This is a genomic window from Georgenia alba (genome assembly GCF_042665525.1).
In the GTDB taxonomy this organism is placed as follows: Bacteria; Actinomycetota; Actinomycetes; order Actinomycetales; family Actinomycetaceae; genus Allobogoriella; species Allobogoriella alba.
In genome coordinates this window covers 77,001-103,061 of sequence record NZ_JBHTCQ010000004.1, presented here as the reverse complement: position 1 = coordinate 103,061, position 26,061 = coordinate 77,001, and the positions used below count along the sequence as shown (strand labels likewise).

28 protein-coding genes, 1 pseudogene and 1 riboswitch are annotated in these 26,061 nt (G+C 73.4%); of the genes and pseudogenes, 24 read left to right on the top strand and 5 right to left on the bottom strand.

Translation table 11 applies throughout. The features are described 5' to 3' along the window. Positions 1 to 78: 78 nt before the first annotated feature. Positions 79 to 208, top strand: a riboswitch (FMN riboswitch). Between the two features lie 86 nt (positions 209 to 294). The 13 genes and pseudogenes from ribD (at position 295) to ACFQQL_RS16420 (ending at position 13,423) form a co-directional block, all read left to right on the top strand. Beyond that, positions 295 to 1,380 carry a bifunctional diaminohydroxyphosphoribosylaminopyrimidine deaminase/5-amino-6-(5-phosphoribosylamino)uracil reductase RibD gene (gene ribD, locus ACFQQL_RS16480; RefSeq protein ID WP_382396252.1) on the top strand — a complete coding sequence of 362 codons (1,086 nt, stop codon included), beginning with the start codon at positions 295 to 297 and terminating at the stop codon, positions 1,378 to 1,380. Then, the gene (locus ACFQQL_RS16475; protein WP_382396251.1) at positions 1,381 to 1,968 is read left to right on the top strand and encodes a riboflavin synthase; all 588 of its coding nucleotides are present in this window, start codon (positions 1,381 to 1,383) and stop codon (positions 1,966 to 1,968) included. Then, positions 1,965 to 2,576, top strand: a pseudogene (ribB, locus tag ACFQQL_RS16470) (3,4-dihydroxy-2-butanone-4-phosphate synthase); the annotation flags it as partial. The gene ACFQQL_RS16475 and the pseudogene ribB, both read left to right, overlap by 4 nt. 26 nt (positions 2,577 to 2,602) lie before the next feature. Further along, complete coding sequence (gene ribH / locus ACFQQL_RS16465; protein ID WP_382396249.1) at positions 2,603 to 3,067, top strand: 6,7-dimethyl-8-ribityllumazine synthase; 465 nt, start codon at positions 2,603 to 2,605, stop codon at positions 3,065 to 3,067. A gap of 95 nt (positions 3,068 to 3,162) precedes the next feature. Then, complete coding sequence (locus ACFQQL_RS16460) at positions 3,163 to 4,185, top strand: helix-turn-helix transcriptional regulator (RefSeq protein WP_382396248.1); 1,023 nt, start codon at positions 3,163 to 3,165, stop codon at positions 4,183 to 4,185. Further along, on the top strand, positions 4,178 to 5,158 hold the full coding sequence (locus ACFQQL_RS16455; RefSeq protein ID WP_382396247.1) for a helix-turn-helix transcriptional regulator: 981 nt from the start codon (positions 4,178 to 4,180) through the stop codon (positions 5,156 to 5,158). The genes ACFQQL_RS16460 and ACFQQL_RS16455 overlap by 8 nt, the downstream gene beginning before the upstream one ends. Positions 5,159 to 5,187: 29 nt before the next feature. Beyond that, on the top strand, positions 5,188 to 5,508 hold the full coding sequence (locus ACFQQL_RS16450; RefSeq protein ID WP_382396246.1) for a hypothetical protein: 321 nt from the start codon (positions 5,188 to 5,190) through the stop codon (positions 5,506 to 5,508). A 95-nt stretch (positions 5,509 to 5,603) separates the two neighbouring features. Continuing rightward, on the top strand, positions 5,604 to 5,918 hold the full coding sequence (gene tatA / locus ACFQQL_RS16445; protein WP_465254070.1) for a Sec-independent protein translocase subunit TatA: 315 nt from the start codon (positions 5,604 to 5,606) through the stop codon (positions 5,916 to 5,918). Positions 5,919 to 5,966: 48 nt separating this feature from the next. Beyond that, a complete protein-coding gene (gene tatC, locus ACFQQL_RS16440) occupies positions 5,967 to 6,707 on the top strand; it encodes a twin-arginine translocase subunit TatC (protein ID WP_382396244.1) in 741 nt (246 codons plus the stop codon). Positions 6,708 to 6,723: 16 nt separating this feature from the next. Beyond that, positions 6,724 to 7,743: a diacylglycerol/lipid kinase family protein gene (locus ACFQQL_RS16435; protein ID WP_382396243.1), complete on the top strand. Its 1,020-nt coding sequence runs from the start codon at positions 6,724 to 6,726 to the stop codon at positions 7,741 to 7,743. A 31-nt stretch (positions 7,744 to 7,774) separates the two neighbouring features. Further along, entirely contained in the window at positions 7,775 to 10,642 is a 2,868-nt protein-coding gene (locus tag ACFQQL_RS16430; RefSeq protein ID WP_382396242.1) for a DEAD/DEAH box helicase, read from the top strand. A 319-nt stretch (positions 10,643 to 10,961) separates the two neighbouring features. After that, positions 10,962 to 12,632, top strand: a complete 1,671-nt coding sequence (gene lnt, locus ACFQQL_RS16425; RefSeq protein ID WP_382396241.1) for an apolipoprotein N-acyltransferase — start codon at positions 10,962 to 10,964, stop codon at positions 12,630 to 12,632. Beyond that, the gene (locus ACFQQL_RS16420; protein ID WP_382396240.1) at positions 12,629 to 13,423 is read left to right on the top strand and encodes a polyprenol monophosphomannose synthase; all 795 of its coding nucleotides are present in this window, start codon (positions 12,629 to 12,631) and stop codon (positions 13,421 to 13,423) included. The genes lnt and ACFQQL_RS16420 overlap by 4 nt, the downstream gene beginning before the upstream one ends. A 55-nt stretch (positions 13,424 to 13,478) precedes the next feature. On the opposite strand, the gene ACFQQL_RS16415 is transcribed toward ACFQQL_RS16420, so the two are convergent. After that, positions 13,479 to 13,832 carry an RNA polymerase-binding protein RbpA gene (locus ACFQQL_RS16415; RefSeq protein ID WP_382396239.1) on the bottom strand — a complete coding sequence of 118 codons (354 nt, stop codon included), beginning with the start codon at positions 13,830 to 13,832 and terminating at the stop codon, positions 13,479 to 13,481. A 245-nt stretch (positions 13,833 to 14,077) separates the two neighbouring features. Between ACFQQL_RS16415 and ACFQQL_RS16410 the strand changes: the two genes are divergently transcribed. From ACFQQL_RS16410 to ACFQQL_RS16400, 3 genes are all read left to right on the top strand, one after another. Continuing rightward, positions 14,078 to 14,659 (top strand): biotin transporter BioY, encoded by a 582-nt coding sequence (locus ACFQQL_RS16410; protein ID WP_382396238.1) that lies wholly within the window; start codon positions 14,078 to 14,080, stop codon positions 14,657 to 14,659. Then, complete coding sequence (locus ACFQQL_RS16405; protein ID WP_382396237.1) at positions 14,659 to 15,444, top strand: alpha/beta hydrolase; 786 nt, start codon at positions 14,659 to 14,661, stop codon at positions 15,442 to 15,444. Before ACFQQL_RS16410 ends, ACFQQL_RS16405 begins: the two co-directional genes overlap by 1 nt. Positions 15,445 to 15,523: 79 nt before the next feature. Continuing rightward, entirely contained in the window at positions 15,524 to 15,892 is a 369-nt protein-coding gene (locus tag ACFQQL_RS16400; protein ID WP_382396236.1) for a VOC family protein, read from the top strand. A 32-nt stretch (positions 15,893 to 15,924) separates the two neighbouring features. Here the strand turns inward: ACFQQL_RS16400 and ACFQQL_RS16395 are convergent, their stop codons facing one another. Continuing rightward, positions 15,925 to 16,383 carry a GNAT family N-acetyltransferase gene (locus ACFQQL_RS16395; RefSeq protein ID WP_382396235.1) on the bottom strand — a complete coding sequence of 153 codons (459 nt, stop codon included), beginning with the start codon at positions 16,381 to 16,383 and terminating at the stop codon, positions 15,925 to 15,927. Between the two features lie 63 nt (positions 16,384 to 16,446). On the opposite strand from ACFQQL_RS16395, the gene ACFQQL_RS16390 reads away from it, so the two are divergent. Then, positions 16,447 to 17,217 carry a TIGR02569 family protein gene (locus ACFQQL_RS16390; RefSeq protein ID WP_382396234.1) on the top strand — a complete coding sequence of 257 codons (771 nt, stop codon included), beginning with the start codon at positions 16,447 to 16,449 and terminating at the stop codon, positions 17,215 to 17,217. 80 nt (positions 17,218 to 17,297) lie between these two features. After that, a complete protein-coding gene (locus ACFQQL_RS16385; protein ID WP_382396233.1) occupies positions 17,298 to 18,239 on the top strand; it encodes an endonuclease/exonuclease/phosphatase family protein in 942 nt (313 codons plus the stop codon). Between the two features lie 14 nt (positions 18,240 to 18,253). Here ACFQQL_RS16385 and ACFQQL_RS16380 read toward each other — a convergent pair whose 3' ends face one another. Further along, the gene (locus tag ACFQQL_RS16380; protein ID WP_382396232.1) at positions 18,254 to 18,799 is read right to left on the bottom strand and encodes a DinB family protein; all 546 of its coding nucleotides are present in this window, start codon (positions 18,797 to 18,799) and stop codon (positions 18,254 to 18,256) included. Positions 18,800 to 18,928: 129 nt separating this feature from the next. On the opposite strand from ACFQQL_RS16380, the gene ACFQQL_RS16375 reads away from it, so the two are divergent. Further along, complete coding sequence (locus ACFQQL_RS16375; protein WP_382396231.1) at positions 18,929 to 19,369, top strand: YciI family protein; 441 nt, start codon at positions 18,929 to 18,931, stop codon at positions 19,367 to 19,369. A 3-nt stretch (positions 19,370 to 19,372) separates the two neighbouring features. Next, entirely contained in the window at positions 19,373 to 20,632 is a 1,260-nt protein-coding gene (locus ACFQQL_RS16370) for an RNA polymerase sigma factor (protein WP_382396230.1), read from the top strand. Between the two features lie 80 nt (positions 20,633 to 20,712). On the opposite strand, the gene ACFQQL_RS16365 is transcribed toward ACFQQL_RS16370, so the two are convergent. Next, the gene (locus ACFQQL_RS16365) at positions 20,713 to 21,252 is read right to left on the bottom strand and encodes an MOSC domain-containing protein (RefSeq protein WP_382396229.1); all 540 of its coding nucleotides are present in this window, start codon (positions 21,250 to 21,252) and stop codon (positions 20,713 to 20,715) included. A 75-nt stretch (positions 21,253 to 21,327) separates the two neighbouring features. Between ACFQQL_RS16365 and ACFQQL_RS16360 the strand changes: the two genes are divergently transcribed. Beyond that, positions 21,328 to 22,347 (top strand): LLM class flavin-dependent oxidoreductase, encoded by a 1,020-nt coding sequence (locus ACFQQL_RS16360; protein ID WP_382396228.1) that lies wholly within the window; start codon positions 21,328 to 21,330, stop codon positions 22,345 to 22,347. Positions 22,348 to 22,359: 12 nt separating this feature from the next. Here the strand turns inward: ACFQQL_RS16360 and ACFQQL_RS16355 are convergent, their stop codons facing one another. After that, positions 22,360 to 23,082, bottom strand: coding sequence for a tyrosine-protein phosphatase (locus ACFQQL_RS16355; protein ID WP_382396227.1), 723 nt, complete (start codon positions 23,080 to 23,082; stop codon positions 22,360 to 22,362). Positions 23,083 to 23,255: 173 nt separating this feature from the next. On the opposite strand from ACFQQL_RS16355, the gene ACFQQL_RS16350 reads away from it, so the two are divergent. The 3 genes from ACFQQL_RS16350 (at position 23,256) to ACFQQL_RS16340 (ending at position 26,055) form a co-directional block, all read left to right on the top strand. Beyond that, the gene (locus ACFQQL_RS16350) at positions 23,256 to 24,869 is read left to right on the top strand and encodes an alkaline phosphatase D family protein (protein WP_382396226.1); all 1,614 of its coding nucleotides are present in this window, start codon (positions 23,256 to 23,258) and stop codon (positions 24,867 to 24,869) included. An 86-nt stretch (positions 24,870 to 24,955) separates the two neighbouring features. After that, positions 24,956 to 25,432 (top strand): DinB family protein, encoded by a 477-nt coding sequence (locus ACFQQL_RS16345; RefSeq protein WP_382396225.1) that lies wholly within the window; start codon positions 24,956 to 24,958, stop codon positions 25,430 to 25,432. Beyond that, positions 25,429 to 26,055 (top strand): GNAT family N-acetyltransferase, encoded by a 627-nt coding sequence (locus ACFQQL_RS16340; RefSeq protein ID WP_382396224.1) that lies wholly within the window; start codon positions 25,429 to 25,431, stop codon positions 26,053 to 26,055. The genes ACFQQL_RS16345 and ACFQQL_RS16340 overlap by 4 nt, the downstream gene beginning before the upstream one ends. Positions 26,056 to 26,061 lie beyond the last annotated feature (6 nt).

Genomic DNA, 26,061 nt, shown 5'->3' with positions numbered 1-26,061 from the left:
CGTACCGGCGGGTGGACCCCGGGCCGCCCCGCGCCCCGGACGGCCCCGCGGGTGTGGCATCATCGCGGCAGAGCAAGCACGTGCTCCGGGGTCGGTGAAATTCCGAGCCGGCGGTGACAGTCCGCGACCCGGACGCCCGAGAGGGCGGACGGTGGACCTGGTGGAACTCCAGGACCGACGGTGAAAGTCCGGATGGGAGGAAGCACGTGGCCCGGGCGTACTTGCGCCCGGGCCGCCCGCGTCGTCGTGCGCACCTCCCACCCGGCCGCCGTGCCGAGAGGCAGGAGGACCGCGGTGACGACCACCGGCACCCACAGCCGGACGGATCTCGAGACGTGGGCGCTCGAGCGCGCCGTCGAGCTGGGCGCGTACGGCCCCGTCGCGGGCGGCAACCCGCGGGTCGGGTGCGTCCTTCTCGGGCCGCGCGGCGAGCTGCTCGGCGAGGGGTACCACCGCGGGGCCGGCACCCCGCACGCCGAGGTCGCCGCGCTGGCCGCGGTGCCGGCGTCCCGTCGCCACCTGCTGGCCGGCGGCACCGCCGTCGTCACGCTCGAGCCGTGCCACCACCACGGCCGCACGCCGCCGTGCTCCCGGGCACTGCACGAGGCGGGGGTCCGGCGCGTCGTGCACGCCGTCGCCGACCCGGACCCGGCGGCCGCAGGCGGGGCACGGTGGCTGCGGTCGGTGGGTGTCGAGGTCAGCACCGCCGCCGAGGCCGGCCTGGCGCCGGAGACCCGATCCCGGGCCGCGGACCTCTCCCGCACCTGGTGCACCGCGGTCCGGCGCGGACGGCCGTGGCTCGTCGCGAAGACCGCCACCACGCTCGACGGACGGGTTGCGGCCGTGGACGGCACCAGTCGCTGGATCACCGGTCCTGAAGCACGGTCCCACGCGCACCGGTTCCGCGCGGCGGTCGACGCGATCGTCGTCGGGACCGGCACCGCCCTGGCCGACGACCCCGCCCTGACGGCGCGCGGCCCGGCGGGCCCGCTGCCGCACCAGCCGCGTCGCGTCGTCGTCGGCGAGCGTGACGTCCCCGCCTCGGCCCGGGTCCGCCAGGGCCCGGGGGAGTGGTGCCACCTGCGGACGCGGGACCTCGGCGGCGCCGTCACCGAGCTGTACCGGCTGGGCGCCCGCCACGTCCTGCTCGAGGGCGGGCCGACGGTCCTGGCCGCCGCGCTCCGGGCCGGCCTGGTCGACGAGCTGCACGCATACGTCGCGCCCGTGGTGCTCGGCGCCGGAGCGGGCGCGGTCGCCGACCTCGGCGTGCGCACGCTCGAGGACGCCGCGCGCTGGCGGACCGTCGACGTCCGCCGGCTCGGCGACGACATGTTCCTCGCCGCCGAGATGCGGCGTCCCGTCACGGAAGGAGAGGCCTAGATGTTCACCGGCCTTGTGGAGGAGGTGGGCACCGTCATCCGGCGGGTGCCCGAGTCGGACGTGACGCGTCTGCGGGTCGCCGCGACCAGGGTGACGGCGGACCTGCGGGTCGGCGACTCCGTGGCGGTCGCCGGGGTGTGCCTCACCGTCACCGACCACGATCGCGACGGCTTCGCCGCGGACGTGGTGCCCGAGACGCTGGAGCGGACCACCCTCGGCCGCCTGGCCGCCGGGGACCGGGTGAACCTCGAGCGCGCCGTGCGGGCCGATGGACGGCTCGGGGGCCATGTCGTCACCGGCCACGTCGACGGCGTCGGAACCCTCGTCGCCCGGACGCCCGGGCGCCGCTGGGACGACGTCGCCCTCGAGGTGCCCGACCGGCTCTCCCGGTACGTGGCCGAGAAGGGCTCGATCGCCGTCGAGGGTGTCTCGCTCACGGTGGCCGGCGTCGCGGGGAACCGGGTCGAGGTCGCCCTCGTCCCGACCACTCTCGCCGCCACCACCCTCGGCGACCTGCCCCCGGGGGCCGCGGTGAACGTCGAGGTGGACGTGCTCGCGAAGTACGTCGAGCGGCTGGTGCACGCATGAGGCCCGCGCACGCCGAGGTCGCCACCGGGACGGTCGAGGACGCCCTCGTCGCGTTGCGGACGGGGCGGCCCGTTCTCGTCGCGGACGACCGGAGCCGGGAGGACGAGGTCGACGTGGTCCTGGCGGGGGCGTCGGCCACCGCGGCGTGGATGGCCTGGACCGTGCGCCACACCTCCGGCTACGTCTGCGCACCCATGCCGGCCGCACGTGCCGAGCTCCTAGACCTTCCCCTCATGGTCCCCGGTGGCGAGGACCCCTACGGGACGGCGTACACCGTCACGGTGGACGCCGCGGAAGGCCTGACCACCGGCATCTCGGCGGCCGACCGGGCCCGCACCCTGCGGGTCCTCGCCGGTGCCGCCGCGGCTCCGGGCGACCTGCGCCGGCCGGGGCATGTCGTCCCGCTGCGCGCCGTCCCCGGCGGCGTGCTGGAACGACCGGGACACACCGAGGCCGCCGTCGACCTGTGCCGGCTCGCCGGGGTGGGCGAGGTCGCCGGGATCGCGGAGCTCGTCGAGGACGACGGAGAGATGCTCCGTCTGCCCGGCGCCGCGCGGCTCGCCGCCCGGGCCGGCCTCGTGCTCATCACCATCAGCGACCTCGCAGCCACGCTGCGGGACAGGGAGGAGAACTCATGAGTGGATCCGGAGCGCCTCGCACCGAGGTCGACGGGCACGGTCTGCGGGTGGTCGTGGTGGCCGCCCGGTGGCACGACACCGTCATGGACGGCCTGCTTGCCGGTGCCGAGCGTGCGCTGGCCGGGGCGGGCGCACGGACGCAGGTGGTTCGGGTGCCCGGGTCGTTCGAGCTGCCCGTCGCCGCGGCCGCGGCGGCTCGCGCGGGTGCGGACGCGGTCGTCGCGCTGGGCGTCGTCGTGCGGGGGGAGACGCCGCACTTCGACTACGTGTGCCAGGCCGCCACCTCGGGCCTCACCGACGTGGCCGTCTCCACCGGTGTCCCGGTCGGGTTCGGCGTGCTGACCGTCGATGACGAGGCCCAGGCCGTGGCCCGTGCCGGCCTGCGGGGATCCAGGGAGGACAAGGGTGCGGAGGCGGCCGAGGCGGCGATCGCGACCGCGGTGGCGATCCGCGCGCTCTGATCCGGGCACTGTGCGCTGTGATCGCTGCACTGTGATCCCTGGCCGCGCCGCCGCGCCTGGCCACGCGGGCGCCCGCGGGCCGCTAGCGTGGTGGGGTGGCTCAGCGTGTGGAGGCGGCGGAACGTCTGCTCGACCTCGTCATCGCGTTGACGCACACCCGCCGGTGGATGACCAAGCAGGAGATCCGCACCCGGGTCCACGGCTACGCCGACGCCGTGTCCGACACGTCCTTCGAGCGGATGTTCGAGCGGGACAAGGACCTGCTGCGCGAGATGGGCGTGCCCCTCGTCGTCGAGCACGACCCCGTGCACGAGGACGACGTCGGCTACCGGGTCGACACCTCCGGCTACACCCTGCCGCCGGTCTCCTTCACCCCGGCCGAGGTCGGTGTCCTGTCGCTGGCCGCCGAGCTGTGGCAGGACGCCACGCTGCGGTCCTCGGCACGCCGTGGCGTGACGAAGCTGCGCGCCGTCGGCCCCGCACCGGAACCCGGCGCGCACGCCGGTCTCGCGCTGCGGGTGCGCGGGCCCGAGGCGGCGTTCGCGCCCATCCTCGAGGCCATCGACGAGCGCCGTGCCGTCGCGTTCACGTACCGGGCCGCGAGCACCGGACGGGTCACCCGCCGCACCGTGCACCCGTGGCGGCTGCTCAACGCCGGACGTGGGTGGTACCTGGTGGGTCACGACGTGGACCGGGACGCGCCGCGCGCCTTCAGGCTCTCCCGCATCCAGGGCCGGGTCCGGGCGACCGGCCGGGCGGCGGCCTTCGAGGTGCCCGACGACATCGACGTCACCGGCCTGGTGGCGACGGCGCGTCCCGAACCCGGCACCGCGCGCCTCGCCGTGCTCCCCGGTCGTGCCGCGGCGGTGCGCAGCCGCGGCACCGTGGTGGCGCCCGCGGCGGCGACCGAGGGGCCGCTGGCGGACCGCGAGGTGCTCGAGGTGCCGTACGCCGACGTGGACGCGTTCGCCGAGGAGGTCGCGGCCTACGCCGCCTCCGTCCTCGTGCTCGACCCGCCGGACCTGCGGGACGCGGTGCTGCGGCGGCTGCGTGCCGTCGCCGCGCTCGACGCCGGGCAGCCCGCTGACGGCGCAGGGCCGGGGGGCGGGCATGGCTGAACCGATCGCGGAGCGGCTGACGCGCCTGCTCGCGCTCGTCGCGTACCTCAGCGAGCACCCGGGCGTCCCGGTGTCTCAGGTGGCCGAGCACTTCGGCACGAGCGAGGCGCAGGTGGTGGCCGACGTCAACCTGCTCTGGGTGACGGGCACGCCCGGCTACCTCCACGACGACCTCATCGACTTCTCGGCTGACGCCCTGGATCACGGCGTCCTCACGCTCACCGAGGCTCGCGGGATGGACCGGCCGCTGCGCCTGTCGAGCTCGGAGGCCCTCGCGCTGCTGCTCGCGCTGCGCTCGGTGCGGGAGCTGCTCACCGACCGCCCGGCTGTGGAGTCGGCCGCGCTGGAGTCGGCGGTCGAGAAGCTCAGCCGTGCGACCGGACGGGCGGCCGAGCAGGCCGCCTCGGTGCAGGTGCACGTGCGCCCCGACGTGCCGGGGGCCGCGGTGGCGGACCGCCTGGAGGCGGTGCGCGGCGCGGTCGCGCGCGGCCGGCGGCTGCACCTGCGTTACGTCTCGGCGGCCGACGTCGTCTCCGAGCGGGACGTGGACCCGGTCGAGGTGCACTCCGACGGGGTCACGTGGTCCCTGCGGGCGTGGTGCCACCGTGCCCGCGGGGCCCGCACGTTCCGCCTGGACCGGATCCTCGACCTGACCGAGCTCGACGAGGCCGCGGAGCACCACCCGGACCTGGCCTGGGACAGCCCGGGCTTCGGGGTGGACGGCCGACTGGTGACCCTGGAGCTGGAGTCCGGGGCCCGGTGGGTGAGCGAGAACGTCCCGGTCGAGTCGGTGGAGGACCTGCCGGACGGGACCCACCGCGTGGTGCTGCGCGTCTGGGACCAGGCGTGGGTGACCAACCTGCTGCTGTCCGCGGGCGACTCGGTGCGCGCCGTCGACCCGCCCGAGCTGGCGACCGAGGTCGCCGGCCGGGCACGCCGGGCGCTCGAGGAGTACGCGCACCTCGACGGGTGAGCGAACCGTCGCTGTCTAGTCTGGTCTCCGTGTGGTGGATCGTGTGGCTGGTGCTTGTGGTGGCCGGTGCCGGGCTGCTGGCGCTGCTCGGGTACGGGCTGTGGCGGCGGGTCAAGGCGCTCGGGCGTGAGCTGCGTGACCTGTCGGGCGCCGTCGAGCGGCTGGAGTCCGCCTCCGCCGTCGTGCCGGAGCCGGGGACGAGGCACCGTCCGGGGCCGCTGCGGGACCCCGCGACCCTGGCGTCCGCACGCGCCACGCGCGAGCGGGTGGCGCAGGAGCGGGACGAGGCGCGGACGGTCCGGCTGGCCCGCGCCGTGGCGCGCTGGCGCGCCCTCAAGCTACTCGAGTGAGGTGCCGAACCGGCTGTCGGTCCGCCGTCCGGCCCCGGTGGCGGTATCGTGGTCGTCACGACGTCCCACGACCGAAGGTGCATCGTATGCGCGGCATGTTTCAGCCCTCGCACATCATCATCCTGGTGCTGGTGATCGTGCTGATCTTCGGCGCCACGAAGCTCCCCGACATCGCGCGGAGCGTCGGCCAGTCGCTCAAGGTCTTCAAGAAGGAGGTCAAGGAGCTCCGGGACGACGACTCCGGCGACTCCGAGGCCACCGGTGGCGCGACCAGCTCCTACACCGCGACGGGCGGTCAGTCCCCGCAGGCCAACCCGCCGTACCCGAGCCAGCAGCCCCCGCCCGGCGGGCAGCAAGGTACCCCCGGAGCGGCCGAGCAGCCCTCGGCCGGCACGCCACCGAAGTCCTGACGGGTGGGCGCCGAGCGCCCGTCACGGAAGCAGAACCCCGAGGGGCGGATGCCTCTCGGGGACCATCTCCGTGAGTTGCGCAAGCGAATCATGCTCGCGGCGGCGGGCATCGTGGCCGCCGCCGTCGGTGGCTGGTTCCTGTACACGCCGCTCGTGCGCGAGCTGCAGGCACCGCTCGAGGACGTCGGTGTCCTGAACTTCACCACGGTCGGCCAGGCCTTCGACCTGCGCATCCAGGTGGCCCTCTTCCTCGGGCTGTTCCTCGCCAGCCCGTGGTGGATCGGCCAGGTCTGGATGTTCGTCGCGCCCGGCCTGACCCGGATGGAGAAGGTCTACTCCCTCGCGTTCATGTTCGCGGGTGCCGCCCTGTTCGTCGGCGGCGGTGCGCTGGCCTGGTGGGTGCTGCCGCACGCGATCGAGATGCTCACCTCGCTGACGCCCGAGAACGCGCAGAACTTCCTCGAGGCGCGGATGTACTTCTCCTTCTACATGAAGGTCACCGTGGTGTTCGGCATCGCCTTCCTGCTGCCCGAGCTGATGGTGGGGCTGAACTTCCTGGGTGTGGTCCGCGGGCGGGTCTTCCTCAAGGCATGGCGGTGGGCCGTCATCGCCGCGTTCGCCTTCACCGCCATCGCGAACCCGCTGCCGGACGTGTGGTCGATGATCATCATGGGCGGCGCGATCTCGGCGCTGTACTTCCTCGCTGTGGGAGTCTGCTTCCTGCGCGACCGGTACACGGACCGTCGGAAGGCGCGCGTCGAGGCCGCGGCCGCGGCCGCTGGTGACTGAGCGAGCAGGGGGAGACGTGGACGCACGGCCCGACGGCGCGGGCACCGCCGGCGGCCCCGTCGGGTCGGGTACCGCCGGCCGGGTGGGCGTCGTGCTCAACCCCACCTCCGGGAAGGGCCGCGGGCGCAGCATCCGGGACCAGGTCTTCGACGGTCTCGCCGCCGACGGTTTCCAGGTGTACGACCTCTCCGGGCCCGATCTTCCCGCCGCGACGGCACGGGCACGTACCGGGCTGACCCTCGGCCTCGACGCGCTGGTCGCGGTCGGCGGTGACGGCATGGTCCACGCCGGCGTCAACGTGGTCGCGGGCACCGGGGTCCCGCTGGGCGTGGTGGCGGCGGGCACCGGGAACGACATCGCGCGGGCGCTGCACCTGCCCGTGCACGACGTCACGGCCTCGCTCGGCACGATCCGGGAGGCGCTGGCCGCGCGGCGGGACGGGCACCGCGGTCCCGACGGCGAGGGCGTGCGCATGCTCGACGCCGTCGGGGTCTCCCGGCCGGGCGGCGTCGTGGAGCACTGGTACCTCGCGGTGCTGTCCTGCGGCATCGACGCCGCCGTCAACGCCCGCGCCAACGCGATGACGTGGCCGCGTGGCAGCGCGCGGTACGTGCGGGCCCTGATGAACGAGCTGCGCACGTTCGAGCCGTTCGGGTACCGCGTGACGATGGACGGCGAGGTGTGGGAGTCCGCCGGAACCCTGGTGGCGGTGGCGAACACCCGGCTGTTCGGCGGCGGCCTGAAGATCGCGCCGGACGCCACCCCGGACGACGGGCTCCTCGACGTCGTGTACGCCGACGGGCTCACCCGCGCCCAGGTCCTCGCCGTCTTCCCTCGGCTGTACACCGGCGCGCACGTGGACCATCCGGCGATGCATGTGCGCCGCGCGCGCTCGGTGCTCATCGAGCCTGTGCCATCCCTGGGGGCCGTGCCGCCGCAGGCATTCGCCGACGGCGAGCCGCTGTTCTCCCTACCGGTGCAGTGCGACCTGCACCCGCGTGCGGTCGGGGTGCTGGCACGTACGCTCGACCGGTGAGTTCGAGGAGTTCGAGAAACGCGAGGAGCCGATGAGCTCGCCGGCCGAGCGGTACGCGGCGTTCCGTCAGCGGCAGCGGGCGGAGGCGACCGAGCTCGCCGGCTTCCGCGGCCGGCTCGGCTTCGGCCTCGACGACTTCCAGGTGCGCGCGTGCGAGGCGGTGGAGGCCGGCCACGGAGTCCTCGTCGCGGCGCCGACCGGGGCCGGGAAGACGGTGGTGGGGGAGTTCGCCGTCCACCTGGGTCTGGCGCAGGGCCGCAAGGCCTTCTACACCACGCCGATCAAGGCGCTGAGCAACCAGAAGTACCTCGATCTCGTCGCCGTCCACGGCCGCGACCACGTGGGCCTGCTCACCGGCGACACGTCGATCAACGGCAACGCGCCCGTGGTGGTGATGACCACCGAGGTGCTCCGGAACATGCTCTACGCCGGCTCGGACACGCTCGACGGGCTGGGCTTCGTGGTGATGGACGAGGTGCACTACCTCGCCGACCGGTTCCGCGGGCCGGTGTGGGAGGAGGTCATCATCCACCTCGACCCCGGAGTGCAGGTCGTCTCCCTCTCGGCCACCGTGTCCAACGCCGAGGAGTTCGGCGAGTGGCTGACGCTGGTGCGGGGCAACACCGAGGTCGTGGTCACCGAGACCCGTCCGGTGCCGCTGTGGCAGCACATGATGGTCGGCAAGGCGCTGCACCCGCTGTACAGCGCCCACGTCGACCCGACTGCGGTCGGCGCCGATCCTCCGCTGAACCCCGACCTGCTCGAGGCGATCCGGGGTGCCCAGCGGACCGGCTCGGCCAAGGACGTCCCGCGTCGCGGTCGCGGGCACGGCGGCACAGGTCGCGGCTCGGGGCGCCGGGGCGGCGGCCGCTCCGGGCACGGAGGTCGGCATCGGCACCAGGCGGGGCGGGGTGGTCGCGGCGGCAGCCCGCGCTTCGCGTCCCGGGTCCGGCCGGCGCCCCGGCCCCTCGTCGTCGAACGGCTGGACCGTGACGGTCTGCTGCCGGCCATCGTGTTCGTGTTCTCCCGGGCCGGCTGCGAGGCCGCGGTGCAGCAGGTGGTCCGCGCCGGGATCCGGCTGACGACGGCACAGGAGCAGCGCCGGATCCGCGAGATCGTCGAGCGTGCGGTGGCCGGCGTGCCGCCCGAGGACCTCGCCGTGCTCGGGTACGACACCTGGTCGCTGGCGCTCGAGCGAGGCGTGGCGGCACATCACGCCGGGCTGCTGCCGGTCTTCAAGGAGACCGTCGAGGAGCTCTTCACCGCCGGGCTGGTCAAGGTCGTCTACGCCACCGAGACGCTCGCCCTCGGCATCAACATGCCGGCGCGGTCCGTGGTCCTCGAGCAGCTCGTGAAGTGGGACGGCAGCGCGCACGCGCAGCTCACGCCCGGCGAGTACACCCAGCTCACCGGGCGCGCCGGCCGGCGCGGGATCGACGTCGAGGGCCACGCCGTCGTGCTCTACAGCGACGAGATCGACCCGGTGGCGGTCGCGGGCCTCGCCTCCCGCCGGACCTACCCGCTGCGTTCGGCCTTCCACCCCACGTACAACATGGCCGTCAACCTGCTCGGCACCATGTCTCGGGCCCAGGCCCGGGAGATCCTGGAGTCCTCCTTCGCCCAGTTCCAGGCGGACCGCGGCGTGGTCGGGCTCGCGCGCCAGGCCCGCCGCCATGCGGAGGCCATGGAGGGGTACGCGGAGGCCATGCGATGCCATCTGGGCGACTTCACCGAGTATGCCGAGCTGCGGCGTCGTCTCAAGCAGAAGGAGGCGGACGTCTCTCGGGAGCGGGCCGCGGACCGGAGGATGGCCGTCCGGCGGTCGCTGTCCGGGCTGCGCCGGGGCGACGTCGTGGCGTACCGGCGTGGACGGCGCACCGCGCACGCCGTGGTGCTCAACGCCACGGACTCGCTCGACGGGCCGACGCTGCAGGTGCTCACGGACGAGCGGCAGCTGCGGACTCTCACCGCCGCCGACCTGCCCCACGGCGTGACCAACGTGGGCACCGTCCGCGTGCCGAAGAACCTCAACCCCCGCAACCCCGCGCAGCGCCGTGATCTGGCCTCCACGTTGCGCAACGCGCTGGCGGAGGGGCGCCTCGCCGCCTCGGACCCCCCGCGACGGCGCAGCGGCGGACCGGCGGAGCCGGACGCGGACGTCGCCGAGCTGCGGCGGCAGATCCGGGCCCACCCCTGTCACGGGTGCGCCGAGCGGGAGGACCACGCGCGCTGGGCCAACCGGTGGGAACGGGCGGCCGGCGAGCACGAGGAGCTGGTGGCGCGGATCGAGCGACGCACCGGCACGATCGCCCAGGACTTCGACCGCGTCTGCGGGGTGCTCACCCGGCTCGGCTACCTCGAGGAGGGCGACGGCGACGGCCTGGCGGTCACCGAGTCCGGGACCTGGCTCGGCCGGCTGTACGCCGAGAAGGACCTGCTGCTGGCCGAGTGCCTGCGGTCGGGCGTGTGGGACCAGCTCTCGGCCGCGGAGCTCGCGGCCATCGTCTCCACGGTGGTGTACGAGGCCCGCACGCCGGAGAGCGGAGGCGTCGGCGCGTTGCCGGGTGGTCGGCACGGCATGGTCGGGCAGGCACTGAGCGCGACGATCGGGATCTCGCGGGAGCTGGCCGACCTCGAGCGGGAGCACGGGGTACGCGTGACGGCGCCGGTCGACCCGGGTCTGGTCAGCGCGGTGCACGCGTGGGCCGCCGGCGCGCCGCTGGGTGACGCGCTGGACGAGGCGGAGCTCGGCGCCGGGGACTTCGTCCGGTGGTGCAAGCAGATCCTGGACGTGCTCGACCAGGTCTCGGTCGCGGCGCCGGACGCGGCCCTGGCGGTCCGTGCGCACGAGGCGATGGGGCTGGTCCGGCGGGGCGTCGTCGCGTGGTCGAGTGTCTGATGCCTCATGACCCGACGACACGCGGGACGACACGCCGGGAGATCCGAGGTCAAGCAGTTTTCGTCGCAGCGCTCTGACCTGCATGTTCGCCGATGACCTGCGCGGTCGGAGGGTTGTCGAGTCGCCCGGAGCGGCGATACGTTCGTTCCCTGTTCGCCCGCAGGCCGCGCCACGCGAGACGACGTGCGGTGCTGGTAGCGGGGCACAACAGTGACCAGGCCCGCGTGCCCGTTAGATAACGGCTGGCTCGCCCCCAGGGGAGCCAGCCGGACCGAGGGGCACGCGGGCCTGTCGTCTTTCCGGCGGATAAACTCGCGTGGTGCCACCCGTCCGCCCGCCGCGTTCCTGGACGCTGCTCCTGGCCGCCCTCGGCGGGCTCGCGACGGACACGGCCTTTCCGGCCCGGTCCTGGTGGCCGATGGCCTACCTGGGTATCGCGCTGCTGGTCCTGGCGCTGCGTCGTGACTCCGTGCTGTGGGGCTGGCTCGTCGGCTTCGTCTGGGGTCTCGGGTTCTTCCTGCCGCACCTGTGGTGGGCGAACCACGCCGTCGGTGAACCCATCGGCTGGCTGGCGCTCTCGACGGCCGAGGCGGCGCTGGTGGGCGTGTTCGGCGCCGGGGCGGTCCTCGTGCGGCGTGCACCCGGTCTCCGTGACCGGGTGTGGGCGCAGATCCTCGCCGTCGCCGTGCTGTGGGTGAGCATCGAGCAGTTCCGGGCACGGTGGCCGTTCGAGGGGTTCCCGTGGGGATTCCTGGCGTTCTCCCAGACGGACGCGCCGCTGCTGCCGCTGGCGTCGATCGGCTCGACCGTGCTGGTGAGCGGCGTCGTCGTGGTGATCGGCGCCGCGCTCGCGCACGCCGCGGTCCGGCTCCGGGAGCTCCGGGTGGGAGCGGCGAGCGCGCTGGTGGTGGTCGCCGCGGCGTGCGCCTTCGCACCGTTGCTCGTGCCGCTCGGCACCCAGCCGGAGAGCGGCAGCCTCCGGGTGGGGGCCGTGCAGGGGAGCGTCCCCGAGGCCGGTGCGGACGCGTCGTCGCAGGCGGCGGCCGTGACCGAGAACCACGCGGCCGGCACCGAGGCCCTGCTGGACCGCGTCGCACCCGGTGAGCTGGACCTGGTGATCTGGCCCGAGAGCTCCGCCGACATCGACCCGCGCACCGACCAGCTGACGGCGGACGTCATCGACGGGGCGGCACGCGCGGTCGACGCGCCGATCCTGCTCGGCACCCAGCGCTACCTCGCCGACCCGCAGGAGCCGGAGGCGCGTGCGCGGTTCAACGAGCTGGTGCTCTGGGAAGCCGGGACCGGAGCCGTTCCCGAGCTCGTCTACGCGAAGCAGCACCCGGTCCCGTTCGGCGAGTACATGCCGTACCGCGAGTTCTTCCGCATGTTCACCGAGGCCGTGGACCTGGTGAGCATCGACATGCTCCCCGGCACCGAGATGGGCCTGATGTCCCTGCCGCTGGAGCGCCTGGGCCGGGACGTGCCGGTGTCGGTCGGCATCTGCTTCGAGGTGGCGTACGACGAGCTCATCCGGGAGTCCGTGGTCGCGGGCGGCGAGCTGATCGTGATCCCCACCAACAACGCCTCCTTCGGGCTCACGCAGGAGTCCAGCCAGCAGCTGGCGATGTCCCGCTTCCGGGCCGTGGAGCACGGCCGCGCCGTCGTGCAGATCTCGACGGTCGGGGTCAGCGGCATCGTCACACCGAACGGGGTCTTCCAGGACCGCACCGGTCTGTGGACCGCGGAGGAGATGGTCGACACCGTGCCGTTGCGCACCACTCTCACCGTCGCGGACCGCCTCGGCCAGTGGCCCGCGCTCGTCGCGGGCGCGCTGGCCGGCGTGGGGCTGCTCGGCGGGCTCGTGGGCACCGTGGAGCGAGCCGTGACCCGGAGTAGCGGGAGCCGGCGCACGGGGGGCCGTCGGTCCGGGACCGGGCGCCGAGGGAGCGGGCGCCGAGGGACCGGGCGCCGAGGGACCGGGCGCCGATGAGCGAGGGGGAGCCGCGGCGCGTACTCGTCATCATCCCGACCTACGACGAGCGGGACACGTTGCCGGAGGCGCTGCGCCGGCTCCGCGCCGCCGTGCCGGAGGCCGACGTGCTCGTCGTCGACGACGCCAGCCCGGACGGCACCGGGGAGGTCGCGGACGCGGCGGCAGCCGACGACGCCGCCATCCACGTGCTGCACCGGCCTGGGAAGGACGGGCTCGGTCGGGCCTACGTGGAGGGCTTCGGCTGGGCGCTCTCGCGCGGCTACGCAACGGTCGTGGAGATGGACGCGGACGGCTCGCACCGTCCGGAGGACCTTCCGCGGCTGCTGGCTCGCGCGTCGCGCTCGGACCGGCCCGACCTCGTCCTCGGGTCCCGCTGGGTACCGGGCGGACGGGTGGTCAACTGGCCGTCACACCGGCAGCTGCTCTCCCGCGGCGGCAACGCCTGGGTGCGCCTCGCCCTGGGTGTGACGGTGCATGACGCGACCGGTGGGTACCGGGTGTTCCGGGCCGAGACGTTGCGCGGGCTGCCGTTGGCGGAGATCGAGTCCCAGGGCTACTGCTTCCAGGTGGACATGGTGTGGCGGGTGGAGCGTGCCGGCGGCCGCGTCGTCGAGGTGCCGATCACGTTCGTGGAGCGGGCCGAGGGACGCTCGAAGATGAGCCGAGCGATCGTCGCCGAGGCACTCTGGCGGACCACGGCCTGGGGCGTGGCGCGCCGCGCCGGCCAGCTCGGCGCACTCGCCCGGCGGCTGGCACGACGGCGACGGCCGGCCGGGGGCCGCCGGTGAGCCGGCATGACGAAGGCCCGGACACACGGTCCGGGCCTTCGTGGGGCGTGACGCCTCAGGCGCTCCGACGGCGCAGCTCGCCGCTGCGGAGCAGCTCCAACCGCTCCTCGAGCAGCGCCTCCAGCTCCGGGATGCTGCGGCGCTCGAGCAGCATGTCCCAGTGCGTGCGCGGCGGCTTGACCGGCTTCTTGGGCTCGGGCTTGGTGGCGTCGCGCAGCAGCGCCTCCTTGCCGCACACCTTGCACTCCCAGACCGGGGGCAGCTCGGCGTCGACCGAGAACGGGAGGCTGAACGAGTGCCCGTCGGGGCAGGTGAAGTCGGCCTTCAGCCGCGGGGCGAGGTCGACGTTCTCCTCGGACTCGAGGCTGTTGGCGCCGATCTTCATGCCACGTAGTGAACGTTCTGCCATGAGCATCCCCTTCGCTCGTTGGTCCGTCGGCGCGTGCCGGCCGGAGACGTGGCGGCCTCGTGGGCCCACCACCCGCTGTGTTTCCTCCTAGTCGAACGACCGGGACTTGGCGGGTGTTCCAACGTTCCGGATCAAAGATTGTGACGTGTGTCTAACAACCACGCCACCGGAATGTGGGGTACGGGCGGCGCGATCCGACGCCGCATCGGGCATGCTGATCTGGTAGCCGTGAGAGAGGAGCGCCCGTGACCGTCACCGCCGTGCCGTCCCCCCGTCGTGTGCTCGCAGACGCCGTGCCCGGCGCGCGCGTGCGCGACGTCCTGCTCGTCGTGGCCGGTGCCGGCCTGGTCGCGGGGATCGGCCAGCTCGCGATCCCGCTGCCGTTCACGCCTGTACCGCTCACGCTGGGGACGTTCGCCGTGCTCTTCGTCGGTGCAGCGCTCGGACCGGCGCGCGCGGCCGCCGCCATGGTGCTGTTCCTCCTCGCCGGCGTGCTCGGCGCGCCCGTCTTCGCCGACGGCGAGAGCGGCTGGGCGCTGGCGTCGTTCGGCTACGCGGTCGGCTACCTGCCGGCCGCCGTGCTGCTCGGGTACCTGGCACGCCGCGGCGCGGATCGTTCGGTCTTCCGTACGGCACTGGCAGCCGTCGCTGCTACCGCGGTGATCTACGTGCCGGGTGTGCTGTGGCTGATGGGCTACACGGGTGCCTGGTTCGGTGAGGCGCTCGCCCTCGGCGTCGTGCCGTTCCTGATCGGTGACGCGGTCAAGGCGGTCGCGGCCGCCCTGCTGCTGCCCGGGGCGTGGCGGCTGCTGGGCGAGCGCCGCTGATGGCGCTGCTGCGCTGCGACTTCTTCTCCGACGTGCTCGGCACGGGCACGTCGATGTCCGTGATCCTGCCTCAGCCGGCCCGCGCGGCGCAGATCGGCATGGCGTCCGCCGCCGAGACCGAGGAGCCGCCGCCCGTGCTGTACCTGCTGCACGGGCTCAGCGACGACGCGACGACGTGGACCCGGCGCACCTCGATCGAGCGGTACGCCACCGAACGCGGTCTCGCCGTCGTCATGCCGCAGGTGGGCCGCAGCTTCTACGTCGACACGGTCGGTGGGGAGCGGTACGGAACGTTCCTGACCGAGGAGCTGCCCGCCGTCGTCCAACGGTTCTTCCGGGTGTCCGACGCTCGGGAGGACACGTTCGTCACCGGCCTGTCGATGGGCGGGTACGGAGCCATGCGGTGGGCCCTGACGCATCCGCACCGGTTCGCCGCCGCGGCCAGCCTCTCCGGTGCCCTCGACGTGGCGACCCTCCAGCCGCACCGCGCGGACCTCTTCCCGCGGATCTTCGGCGAGGCGGACATACGCGGCACCGAGCACGACCTGCTCGCCCTGCTGGAACGGGCTGACATCGCCGCCCTGCCACCGCTGTACGCGGTGTGCGGCACCGAGGACGAGCTGCTGCCCACCCAGGAGGCGTTCGCGTCCGCGGCCGAGCGGGCCGGGGCGGACCTGACGGCCGTCACCCGCCCCGGGCGGCACGAGTGGGGGTTCTGGGACGCCACCATCCAGGACGTGCTCGCGTGGCTGCCGGTGCGCACCGGCGAGCCGTCGCCGGCGTGAGACGTGGAGGTCGTGCCGGCCGGTGGCGGTCTCGCGTCTCGCCGTGCCGGTGTCGGTGGCCGGTGCCACGATGTCCGGCATGGAGATCACGCAGCAGATTGTCGTGCTCGACGCCGCTGACCTGGACGCGGTGTCGCGATTCTGGGCAGATGTGCTGGGCGGCACCGTGGAGGCCGACGACGACTGGCACACCGTGCGCGTCGACGGCGAGGCCAGGCTCGCGGTGCAGCTGGCACCGGACCACGTCCGGCCGGAGTGGCCCGACGGCACGCCGCAACAGATCCACCTCGACCTGTTCGTGAAGGACGTGCGCGCCGCGCACGACGAGGTGATGGGGCTCGGTGCGTCGTTCCTGCAGGCGGCGGAGGACCTGGACGCACCGTCCGGGTTCCAGGTCTACGCAGACCCGGCCGGCCATCCGTTCTGCCTGTGCTGGGGCTCGGGCTGAGGTCGACTCAGGAAAGGCGCAGCCGGGCCCGGTCATCGCAGCTCGAGCGTCATGAACACGCTGTTCGGGTCCGCGGTGTAGTCACCGAACGGCGGGCACTCGACGAACCCGTGCCGGGCGTAGAGGCGGCGTGCCGGGGCGAAGAACTCCTGCGAACCCGTCTCCAGGCTGACCCGTCGGTAGCCGCGGGACCGGGCCTCGGCGAGCAGGTGCCCGAGCATGTCCGCGGCGACCCCGCGACCCCGCATCGCGGGGACGGTGCGCATGGTCTTGATCTCGCCCTCGTGCTCGCCGAGATGCTTGAGCGCACCGCACCCGGCAAGGCGGCCGTCGTCCCAGATCGTCCAGAACGTGACGCCGTCGCCGTTCAGCTGGTCGGGCCCGAGCGCATGGATGCTCTCCGGCGGCGACGTGGCGTGCATGTCGGACAGATGGTCCGCCACCAGGTCCCGCACGTCCGTCGAGGTCAGGTCGTCCAGGGTGATGTGCACGGCAGCAGGGTAGCGGCGGGCCGGCCGGAGCCAGGACCGGCGGGCTCGGCTAGGCTCGCGGCCGTGCGTCCGACGCCCGAGGTCCTCGCCGCCTACGGAGCCGGTCCGTACGTCGTGCCGCTCGCCGGCGGCCAGGGCACCTCGTGGCGCGCCGGGGACCTGGTGCTCAAGCCCGTGGACATGCCCGAGGGTGCCCTGACCTGGCTCGACACCGTCCTGCGGGCGCGGATGAACGACGGATCGGTCCGGGTCAGCCTGCCCCTGCGCGCACGCGACGGCGCGCTCCAGGTGGACGGGTGGTGCGCCTTCCCGCACCTGGCGGGCAGCCACGAACCGGGCCGGTGGGCGGAGATCGCGGCGGCCGGCGCCACGTTCGCGCGGCTCACCGCAGGGCTGCCGAGACCCGCCTTCCTCGACGACCGGACCGACCTGTGGGCGGTGGCGGACCGGTTCGCCTGGGGCGAGGTCGACCTTCCGCACGTGCGGGACGTGCCCGAGGTCGCCGTCGCGCTGGCCCGTCGTCGGGGGCTCACCGCGCCGTCGACCGTCATGCACGGGGACCTCACCGGGAACGTCCTCTTCGCGCCCTCCGAGCCGCCCGCTCTCATCGACCTCAGCCTGTACTGGCGGCCCGTGCGGTACGGCACCGCGATCGTCGCGCTCGACGCCGTGTGCTTCGAGGGCGCACCGCACGAGCTGCTGACCACGCTGGACCCGCAGCCCGACGCCCGCCAGTACCTGCTCCGGGCGCTGCTGTTCCGGATGGTGACCGATCTCGTGATCGACCCGGGCGCGTCGCTCGCGGCCTACGAGCCGGTGCTGGCCCTGCTGTAGTTCACCGTCACGCCACGCGCGGGACGCCGTGCGGTCGCTACAAGGTGCGAGCGTGGGCGGCACGACGGCGGAGGGCAGCGATGGCGACCATCGGTACGTGGAACCTGGAGAACCTGTTCCGGCCGGGCGAGGACGGCGGACCGAGCGGCGAGACCGAGTACGACGCGAAGCTCGACACCCTCGCCGCGACGATCGAGTCCATGGACCCGGACGTCCTCATGGTGCAGGAGGTCGGGACCCCCGAGGCGCTGGACGACCTCGCCGAACGGGTGGGCGGGCGCTGGTACACAGAGCTGGCCGAGCCCGACGGCCGCGGCATCCGGGTCGGCGCCATGTTCCGTCCGGCGGCCGGTGCCATCGAGCAGATCACCGACTTCCCCGACGGTCTGCGGCCCATCCAGGTCGACGACAGCGGAACGCGGGTCGGGTCGCTCGGGCGAGCCGGGCTGCACGTCCGGGTCCGGCTCGGTGGCGAGACGGTCGACATCGTCACGGCCCATCTGAAGTCGAAGCTGCTGACCTTTCCCGGCGGACGGTTCAACCCCCGGGACGAGGACGAGCGGGCCCGGTACGCCAACTACGCCCTGCACCGGCGGGCGGCGGAGGCGGCCGGCGTGCGCGCCTACGTCACCGCGCTGCTGGAGGGCGAGGGCCAGGAGCGTGCCGTCGTCGTGGCGGGAGACCTCAACGACGAGGTGCAGGCCGCGACGACCCAGATCTTGCTGGGACCCCCGGGTTCGGAGATCGGGACGGGCGGGCACGACCGTCCGGACGCCGGCGACGGCATGCGCCTGTGGAACCTCGCCCCGCTCATCCCGACGGAGCACCGCTACTCCCGCGTCTACCGCGGCCGTCGCGAGCTCATCGACCACGTGCTGGTCAGCCACGCAGTGCTCGACGTGGTCGAGGAGGTCACCACGGCCGGGCCGGGGGAGACCCCGTCCATCACGGACACCCCGACCGAACGGCAGGACGAGCCCGGCTCGGACCATCGGCCGGTGGTCGTCACGCTGGAGCTGTGACCGGGTTCGGAGCGTCACTCCCCGGTCTCACCGTCGACCGACTCACGTAGCAGGTCGGCGTGACCGTTGTGCCTGGCGTACTCCTCGACCATGTGCACGACGATCCAGCGCAGGCTCGGCGCCGTGCCGTCCGGCCACGGCTTCGCGGCGAGGCGGTCCAGACCTCCGTCCTCGAGGGCGCCCTCGGCGAGAGCGCGCGACCGCTCGACGGCCCGAGTCCACAAGGATCGGAGCCCCTCCGGGGAGTCGTTCGTGGCGGAGGTCCAGTCCCAGTCCGGATCCGCCTGCCAGTCGACCCCCTGCCACGTCTCGTGCGGCGGATTCCCGTGCAGCCGCACCGAGAACCAGAAGTCCTCGACCCACGCAAGATGCTTCAGCAGCCCGCCGAGCGTCATCGTCGAGGCGCCGACCCGCGCGTCCAGGCCGGCCGCGTCGAGGCCGCGGGTCTTCCACTCGAGCGTGGCGCGCTGGTAGTCCAGGAAGCCCAGCAGGGTCGCCGTCTCGCCGGCAGCGACCGGCGGCTCCGGCCGACCCTGGTCATCGATGAGCACATCCGGCATGTCGGCTCCTCTGCCGTGGTGGATGATCGGTCCGAGGGTAGCGGGACCGGATGTCGAAATCCGTGGCCGTCGTTCGACGAGGAGATGACGGCCGCCGTCCGAGGGCGGCCACGAGGAGAGGACAGTGCCATGCGGGTCATCGTGATGATCGAGGGTGCGGGTGCCGACGAGGACAAGATCGCCCCTACCCCTGAGATGTTCGAGCAGATGACGGCGTACAACGAGGAGCTCGTCAAGGCCGGGATCATGGTGGGCGGCGAAGGCCTGCTGCCGAGCGCCAAGGGCGCGCGAGTCGTGTTTCAGGCCGGCGAGACCTCCGTGGTGGACGGGCCGTTCACCGAGTCGAAGGAGGTCGTGGCCGGCTACTGGCTCTGGGAGGTGAGCAGCCTCGAGGAGGCGGTCGAGTGGGCACGCCGGTGCCCGACCGACCCGAAGTACGGCTCCGCCCAGACGCTCGAGATCCGCCCCATCGCGGAGTTGGAGGACTTCGGTGAGGCCCTCACCCCGGAGGTCGCCGAGCGTGAGGCCAGGATGACCGAGCAGATCAGGACCCAGCACGGGGCCTCCTGAGCCGTGGACGCCCGGCGCAGCATCGAGGCGGTCTGGCGGATCGAGTGCCCCCGCCTGATCGCGGCCCTGACGCGGCTCGTCCGCGACGTCGGGCTGGCCGAGGAGCTCGCGTCCGAGGCGTTCGTCGCTGCGCTGGAGTCCTGGCCCACCGAGGGGATCCCGCCGAGGCCGGGCGGCTGGCTGATGTCCACCGCCCGGCACAAGGCGGTCGACCGGATCCGGCGCGAGGAGAACCTGCGGCGCAAGTACGCGCAGCTCGCACCGGTCCTCGACCGCGTCCACGTCCCGGCCGAGGGGGCGCTGGAGGCGGTCGACGACGACCTGCTCGCGCTGCTCTTCACGGCGTGCCACCCAGTGCTGCCGCGGGAGTCCCGGGTGGCCCTGACGCTGCGGCTCCTCGGCGGTCTGCGGACGGAGGAGGTCGCGCGGGCCTTCCTGGTGCCGCCGGCGACGGTGGGGCAGCGCATCTCTCGGGCGAAGCGCACGCTGGCGGAGGCGCAGGTCCCGTTCGAGAAGCCGTCGCGGGAGGAGCTGCCCGAACGGCTCGGTGCCGTGCTCGAGGTGATCTACCTGGTGTTCAACGAGGGGTACTCGCCGTCCAGCGGTGAGGTGCACGTGCGCGCGGATCTTGCGGGGGAGGCGATGCGGCTCGGCCGCGTGCTGGTCGGTCTGCTCCCGCGTGAGCCGGAGGTCCTCGGGCTCGCCGCACTGATGGAGCTCCAGGCGTCCCGGTTCGCGGCACGGGCCGACGCGGCGGGAGCTCCGGTGACGTTGGAGGAGCAGGACCGCCGTCGGTGGGACCGGACGCTGATCGCCCACGGGCTCGGCCTGCTGGACCGGGCGGCCGCCTTGCGCAAACCGCTCGGGCCGTACACGATCCAGGCGGCGATCGCGGCCTGCCATGCCCGGGCGGTGACGTTCCAGGAGACCGACTGGGAACGCATCGCCGCCCTGTACGACGCGCTCGCACAGCTCACGCCCTCACCCGTGGTGGAGCTGAACCGGGCGGTTGCGGTGCTGCACGTCGACGGGCCGGGACCGGCGCTGGAGGTGCTGGACGCGGTGCGCGACGACAAGCGGCTCGCCCGCTACCATCTGGTCGGTGCCGTCCGCGCGGAGATCCTGACCGGCCTGGGCCGGCACGAGGAGGCCGCTGCGGAGCTGGAGGGTGCCGCCGACCTCGCGCCCACGCGGCACGAGCGGGAGCTGCTGCGCCGGCGGATGAGCGAGGCGTTGCGGCGGCAGTCTGCCCCGACGGCCTGAGCGGATGGGGCACTGGCGGGCGGGCACTGAGCGGATGGCACTGGGCGGCCGGGGCCGCGCGGCGCCGGCGGCCCGGGTCGTCAGACGCGCGTGAGCGGATGGTGCGGCTCGGGCGGCAGGTCGACGACGATCGCGTCACCAGGACGGACCGTGCCGCCGCGCGCGACGGTGCCCATGACGCCCGTAAGCCGCACCACCTCGCCGTCGGGCCCCTTGCGGAGCACCTGCTTCAGCAGACCGGAGCGGAAGTCGTTGATCTGCTGGCACGGGTTCCGCAGTCCCGTGACGGCCACGACGGCGTCCTCTCCGAGCCGCAGCCGGGTCCCGACCGGGAGCCCCAGCAGGTCGATGCCGGCGGTCGTCACGTTCTCGCCGAGCTGCCCGGGCGCGACGTCGTACCCCGCGAGGGTGAGCTCCTCGAACAGCTCGTGGTGGATGAGGTGCACCTGCCGGAGGTTCGGCTGCGACGGGTCCGCCGCCACTCGGGAGCGGTGCTTGACCGTCGCTCCGGCGTGAGCGTCGCCCCGGACCCCGATGCCCTCGACGAGGTCGATCTCGGCTACCGGCGTCTTGCTGAACGTGTGGGACGGGCTGAGGTGGACAGCGAGGACTGACGGCACAGCCTCATCCTTGCAGGTGCCGGACCTGCGTGCCGCGACCGGGAATGAACCGTGTGACGGACGGTTGACCATCACGTGAAGAAGATCGGGTTCCTCTCCTTCGGGCACTGGACGCCGTCGCCCGCCTCCCGGGTGCAGACCGCCTCCGACGCGCTGCTGCAGTCGATCGAGCTCGCCGTCGCCGCCGAGGAGGTCGGCGCGGACGGCGCGTACTTCCGGGTACACCACTTCGCGCGCCAGCTGGCCTCACCGTTCCCGCTGCTCGCCGCCGTCGGTGCCCGCACCAGCCGCATCGAGATCGGTACCGGCGTGATCGACATGAGGTATGAGAATCCCCTGTACTTCGCCGAGGATGCCGGTGCCGCGGACCTGATCGCCGGAGGACGGCTGCAGCTCGGGATCAGCCGCGGCTCGCCCGAGCAGGTCATCGAGGGCTACGCGTACTTCGGGTACGTCCCGGAGGAGGGCACGTCCGACGCGGACATGGCCCGCGCCCACACCGAGGTGATGAGGAAGGTGCTCGAGGGGACCGGCTTCGCCCAGCCGAACCCGCGCCCGATGTTCCCCAACCCGCCCGGTCTGCTGCGGATCGAGCCGCACTCCCCGGGCCTTAAGGACCGGATCTGGTGGGGCTCGGGCACCCGTGCGACGGCGGAGTGGACGGCCCGCCAGGGCATGAACCTCATGAGCTCCACGCTCCTGAGTGAGGACACCGGCGTGCCGTTCCACCAGCTGCAGGCCGAGCAGATCCACCGGTTCCGGGAGGCGTGGGCCGAGGCCGGCCACGAGCGTGAACCCCGGGTGTCGGTCTCCCGGAGCATCTTCCCGATCGTCAGCGACGAGGACCGGATGTACTTCGGTTCGGAGACCGACAGCCGCGACCAGGTCGGCCTGCTGGAGTCGGGCAAGGCGATCTTCGGCAAGACCTACGCCGGGGAACCGGACCAGCTCGTGAAGGACCTGGCGGAGGACGAGGCGATCGCGGCCGCGGACACGCTCCTGCTGACGGTGCCCAACCAGCTGGGGGTCGAGTACAACGCCCACGTGCTCGACAGCGTGGTGCGGCACGTGGCGCCGGAGCTCGGCTGGCGCTGACGCCCGGTCGCCTCACCCTGGCCGGGTGAGCAGCGAACGGAGCCGATCCCGGTACGGCTCCGACAAACCGACGACGTCGAGCGCCCGGTCCACGTTCGCCGCCGCGTCCACCACCAGCGGCACGGTGTGGTCGAGCCACGCGGCCACCTGCTGCGCGTCCCAGGCCGACTGCCGGTCGTGGGTCGGGCCGTGGTGCGTGACGCCGGCCATCGCGCGAACCGATGCGGCGTAGTCCTCCGCGACGATCTCTGGCGGCACGCCCGCGTTCGCGAGCAACAGCGCGGCCATCATGCCGGTGCGGTCGCGTCCGGCGCGGCAGTGGACCAGGACGCCGGGCCGGGCGTCCGCGACGGCCTCGAGGGCCGCGCGGACGAGATCGGGGAGGATCTCCCAGTTGTGCTCCCAGTACTCGGGGGAGTCGAGGATCGGGAAGCAGGCCTCTCGGAACGCCGGATTCGTGTGGTCCTCCGTCGGGGTGTGCACGACGGTGATCCCGTCGGAGCCCGCGGCCGTGGGATCGCCACGCGGTGGACCGACCTCTTCCGCTGTTCTGAGATCGACGATGGTCCGCCGACCCCAGGCACGGGCCGCTCGCCAGCCCGTGAGGGTGAGAAGCTCGCGTCGCGGACCGCGCGCGACACGCCTCTCGAGCGTCGTACCGGTGGGAGACGCCGACGTCGGGAGGCCACCGAGGTCGCGGATGTTGACCGAGCCGTCCCAGCGGAGTTCGCGCATCAGATTCGGACCCGAGTCACCCAGCGCACGGACGAGACCGTACCGGCGGGTACCGGCCCTGCCCAGGATGTTCGCCCCACCTTTTCCGGACGGCGATGTGTCGTTAGCCGTCCGTTCGTCCGTCATCGATTGACTCCGGTGTCGACCAACCGCCGCCGTACCAGGAGCGTTCGATGCCGTTGCAGGCCCGCCGGCCCTTGTCCCGACGCGGCTTCCTCACGGGGGCGGGCAGTGTCAGCGTCGCCGCGGTCCTGGTCGGGACCGGCGCGATCGGCGGAGAATCAGCCTCCGCACGGCCGCGGTCCCTCGGCGGTTACCCGTTCACCCTCGGGGTGGCGTCGGGCGACCCGATGCCCAACTCCGTCGTCCTGTGGACCCGGCTGGCGCCCGACCCGTACGCCGCCGACGGACGTGGCGGCATGCCGGACCGCGCCGTCCCGGTGCGCTGGGAGGTGGCCGAGGACGAACGGTTCCGCCGCGTCGTGCAGCAGGGCAGGGTGACCGCCGTCCCCGAGCTCGGCCACTCGGTGCACCCGGAGGTGTGGGGGCTGAGCCCCGCCAGGGAGTACTTCTACCGCTTCTATGCCGGGGGCGAGGTCAGCGAGACCGGCCGGACGAAGACGGCACCGGCTTACCACGACAACCCTGCCGCGGTGTCCCTCGCGTTCGCGAGCTGCGCCAACTGGAGCGACGGCTACTTCACGCCGTACCGCCACCTCGCCGAGGAAGACGTCGACGTCGTGCTGCACCTCGGGGACTACATCTACGAGTACGGCATCCCGGCCGACGGCGGTGCCCGCCAGCAGGCCGTCCCCGACCAGTTCCGCGACGAGGCCGTCACGCTCGCCCGGTACCGGCTCCAGTACGGGCTCTACAAGTCCGACGCCGACCTCATGGCGGCGCACGCGGCCGCCCCGTGGATCGTGACGCTGGACGACCACGAGGTCGAGAACGACTGGGCCGCGGAGAACCCGGTCGACCCAGACGACGCGGACGGATTCCTCGAGCGCCGCGCGTCGGCCTTCCAGGCCTACTACGAGCACATGCCGCTGCGTGCCGCGGCGGTACCCGAAGGGCCCGACATGCAGATCTACCGCCGGTTGCCCTACGGCAAGCTCCTGGACCTGAACGTGCTCGACACCCGCCAGTACCGCGACGACCAGATCGGCACCGGGCCCGAGGCGCCGGACGAGGGCAGCCTCGACCCGAACCGCTCGATGCTCGGGCAGGCGCAGGAGGCATGGCTGCTGACCGGTATGGGTCGCTCCGTCGCCCGGTGGCAGGTCCTGGCGAATCAGGCGCCCATGGCGGAGACGGACATGGAACCCGGCGAGGAGGTCGCGGTCTTCAAGGATCCCTGGGACGGCTACGACGCCAACCGCCGCCGCGTGCTCGAGGGCGCACGCGACCGGGGCGTGGAGAACCTGGTCGTGCTCACCGGCGACCGGCACCGGCACCACGCGAGCGACGTCAAGGCCGACTACCGCGACCCGGACGCGCCCACCATGGCGAGCGAGTTCATCTGCTCCTCCGTGAGCTCCGAGGGCGACGGCGAGGACCAGGACGACTACTCCCGCACCGCGCTCGAGGCGAACCCGCACATCAGGTTCGCCAACAGCCGCCGCGGGTACGTGCGTTGCACCGTCACCCCCGAGGCGTGGACCACGGACTTCCGCGTCGTGCCGCACGTCAGCAGTACCGGCGCGCCGATCTCCACGCGCGCCACCTACACGGTGGAGAACGGCCGGCCCGGCGTCCAGCCGCACGGGGTCGGGCCGCCCGTCTGAGCGGAATCCGGTTCCGCACGGAGCCGTCCTGCGGGATGATCGGCGCCGTGACGCGATGCGGCGAGTGCGGCTTTGACTACGACAGCGTGACGGCGTCCAACGCCGTCGCGGAGATCCTCGCACGTGCGGACGCGTTCGCCGGGGTGCTGGAGGACGCGGCCGGCAAGCCCGAGGAGGGGCTGGCGTCCGGCCGGTGGACGTCGGTCGAGTACGGCGGGCACGTACGCGACATGCTCCTCGTGCAACGGGACCGCGTGCTGCTCGCGCGGCGGGAGGACGTGCCCGAGGCCGCGCCGATGGGTCGCGACGAGCGGGTCGCCTGGGGTGAGTACGACGGCCTGGATCCCGTCGAGACGGCTCGGCAGGTGCGGCAGACCGCCGGATGGCTGGCCGGGACGCTGGGACGGATGACGCCGGGGGAGTGGCGTCGTCGTCTCGTGTACAACTACCCGGCCCGTGCCGAACGCACGCTCGAGTGGCTCGCGGCCAACGTGGTGCACGAGCTTGTCCACCACGAGCTCGACGTCCGGCAGAACCTGGGAACAGACGGCAGCGCACGATGACCGCCGGGAGCGGAGGGATCCGCGTCGTCCCCGCCGACGAGGCGGCCTGGGAGGACCTCCGCACGATCTTCGGCACCCGCGGCCCGGCCGCGGTGTGCCAGTGCCAGCGGTACAAGCTCGCGCCCCGCGAGAGCTTCGCCAAGGTCCCGGTCGAGGACCGCGCAGCACGGCTGCGGGAACAGACGGGTGCCGGACAACCCGGCGGGGGACCGACCTCCGGACTGGTCGCCTACCTGGACGGCACGCCGGCCGGGTGGTGCGCGGTGGAGCCGCGTGCGAACTACGCCGGGCTGCTGCGGACCTATCGCGTGCCGTGGGAGGGGCGCCAGGAGGACAGGACCGACACGACCGTGTGGGCGCTCACCTGCCTCTTCACCCGCGCCGGACACCGCAAGCGCGGGGTCGCGAAGGCGCTGGCGCGGGCCGCGGTCGATTTCGCGCGCGAACGGGGAGCCCGCGCCCTCGAGGCGTACCCGATCGTGACGAAGCAGGTGATCAGCGAAGAGCTGCACGTCGGGACAGTGGCGACGTTCGCCGAGGCAGGCTTGCACGAGGTCGGCCGCCCGAGTCCGCGGCGGATGGTCATGCGCATCGACTTCACCGACGGCCCCGGGGAGCCGTGAGCCCCC